General features: G+C 47.9%; 3 protein-coding genes. All 3 read left to right on the top strand.

The features are described from left to right. On the top strand, nt 1–856 hold an 856-nt coding region (locus tag AC4E7D_RS13635), incomplete at its 5' end, for a PEP/pyruvate-binding domain-containing protein (protein ID WP_490174331.1). Next, nucleotides 819–2,009, top strand: coding sequence for a putative PEP-binding protein (locus tag AC4E7D_RS13630; RefSeq protein WP_490174330.1), 1,191 nt, complete (start codon nt 819–821; stop codon nt 2,007–2,009). The genes AC4E7D_RS13635 and AC4E7D_RS13630, both read left to right, overlap by 38 nt. 77 nt (nt 2,010–2,086) lie before the next feature. Beyond that, the coding region (locus AC4E7D_RS13625; RefSeq protein ID WP_490174329.1) for a tyrosine-protein phosphatase at nt 2,087–2,763 on the top strand (677 nt) is incomplete at its 3' end.

Here is a 2,763-nt window from a genome sequence, read left to right as displayed (position 1 = left end):
TGGCGCCAGGGCGGTATATTACCGTAAGATTCATGGCTACCCGCCCGAATGGGGTACAGCGGTAAACGTACAAGCCATGGTGTTTGGTAATATGGGGGACGATTCCGCAACAGGCGTATGCTTCACACGGGATTCCGGTAGCGGGGAGAATGTCTTCAACGGCGAATACCTGATCAATGCCCAGGGTGAAGATGTGGTGGCCGGTGTTCGTACCCCTTTGGAAATCACAAAGTTGGGGTCAAAACGATGGGCAAAACTGGCACAGGTAGAGGAAAAAGAGCGCGCCAAAGAGTATCCATCACTAGAGGAAATCATGCCAGAAATGTATAAGGAGCTCGACGGGTATCAAAAACTTCTTGAAGCCCATTACAGGGATATGCAGGATATGGAATTTACCGTTCAGCAGGGCAAACTCTGGATCCTTCAGACCCGGAACGGGAAACGCACAGGTGCCGCGATGGTAAAGATTGCCGTCGACCTAATGAAGGAAGGGGTGATAAGTGAAACCGAGGCCCTACTGCGCATGGAACCCAATAAGCTGGATGAACTATTGCATCCCGTATTTGATACTAAAACTATAAATCAGGAAGATATCATCGCCCAGGGCTTACCCGCCTCACCAGGGGCGGCCACGGGTCAGATCGTATTCTTCGCCGATGAGGCCAAAAAGTACAAGAATACCATCCTCACCCGTATAGAAACTTCCCCTGAGGACCTTGAAGGCATTAACATTGCCAAGGGCATCCTAACGGCCAGGGGCGGTATGACCTCCCACGCGGCCGTGGTTGCGAGAGGATTAGGAAAATGCTGTGTTTCAGGTGCGGAAGCTGGAAGTCGATGGCAGGGTCTACTATGAAGGCGACTGGATTTCGTTGAACGGTTCAACAGGGAATATCATAGAGGGAAAAGTGCCTACAAAAGATCCCGAACTCAGCGGAGAATTTGCTGATATCATGAAATTGGCCGACAAATACCGTACAATGCAGGTAAGGACCAATGCTGATACACCTAAAGATGCAAAAGTATCAAGGACGTTTGGCGCAGAGGGAATCGGATTGACACGCACCGAGCATATGTTCTTTGAAGGTAATCGAATCATTGCCATGCGTGAGATGATCCTGGCAAGCACGGAAAGAGGCCGGTATCGGGCACTCAAAAAGCTCTTACCCATGCAACAGGAAGATTTTGAGGCCATTTTTGAGGCCATGCAGGGCTTACCTGTAACCATCAGGTTACTGGATCCGCCATTGCACGAATTCATTCCCCATCAACTGGCTGCGCAAAAGGAAGTGGCAGATGAGTTGAATATATCAGTTGCCGCTGTGACCAGTAAAGTAGCTGAACTGCACGAATTCAACCCCATGATGGGACACAGGGGCTGTCGTTTAGGAAATACTTATCCTGAAATTACCGAAATGCAGGCCACAGCTATTATCGAGGCGGCCATGAACCTGAAAAAGAAAGGCATAAAGGCCAAACCGGAGATCATGGTGCCGCTTGTGGGTACGGTAAGTGAATTCCTGGAGCAAAAACGCATCATTGAAGAGACTGCGGAAAGCATTTTTGCCAAACGCAAGGATCGCATTGAGTATGCTATCGGAACCATGATAGAAATTCCGCGGGCCGCCCTCGTCGCAGATAAGATTGCTGAACATGCTGATTTCTTCTCCTTTGGAACCAATGACCTTACACAGATGACCTTTGGGTATTCAAGGGATGATGCCGGGAAGTTTATGAGTGTATACCAGCAAAAAGGTTTGCTCACTTCAGATCCGTTTGAAATCCTGGATCAGGAAGGTGTAGGACAGCTCGTTACCATGGGAGCCGAACGCGGAAGAGCAGCGAAGCCTGATTTGAAGGTAGGTATCTGTGGCGAACACGGTGGAGAACCTAGTTCTGTGGCCTTCTGTCATAACAACAAGCTCAATTATGTGAGTTGTTCACCCTACCGTGTGCCTATTGCACGTGTTGCTGCTGCGCAGGCCGCTATCCGCCAGGATACAGCCTAAAAAGTGTAGTTAATTAAATTGCGCTACAGGGACATTAATACGATTCACCGTATTTTTGTCCCTGTATTGTTATTGTTATGTGGGAAATATTTCAGAAGAAAAGATATTTGGTAGATTACCTTGAGGGGTTTGTGGACATCCACAACCATATCCTTCCCGGTATAGATGATGGAGCCAAGACGGTAGAGGACTCCCTTGCCCTGATAAAAGGCATGGGGGAACTGGGGATTACTCGTTTTGTCGCTACCCCCCACATCATGCATAACTATTATCCTAATTCTCCAGGGACCATCAATACTGCCCTTTCCGAACTGAAAGCGGCGTTGCTGGAAAATCATATTACCGATGTGGTGGTGAAAGCGGCAGCAGAACACATGATCGATGACAATTTTGAAAATTTATTGGAAGACGGTGGAATAATGCCGCTGGGGAAGGATTATCTCTTGGTGGAGATGTCCTTTTTGCAGGCTTCTATAAATCTGGACAGCGCCATTGAAAAAACAGCTAAGAAAGGCTTATTTCCAGTGCTGGCCCATCCGGAGCGCTACCTGTATTACAAGGATTATCAGGGTATTTTTACCTCTCTCAAAAAAAGGGGAACACTCTTACAGCTAAACCTGCTATCCTTGGGCGAGTATTACGGCCCTGAAACGCATAAGATCGCACATCACTTATTAGAAGAAAAGCTGGTGGATTTTGTGGCCTCGGATCTCCACCATACCAGACACCTTCAGGAATTTAGCAAAGTTCAAAT

It is taken from the genome of Lentiprolixibacter sp. (genome assembly GCF_982873095.1).
The sequence above is the reverse complement of the archived record's forward strand: the minus strand, read 5'-3'. Positions and strand labels throughout refer to the sequence as shown.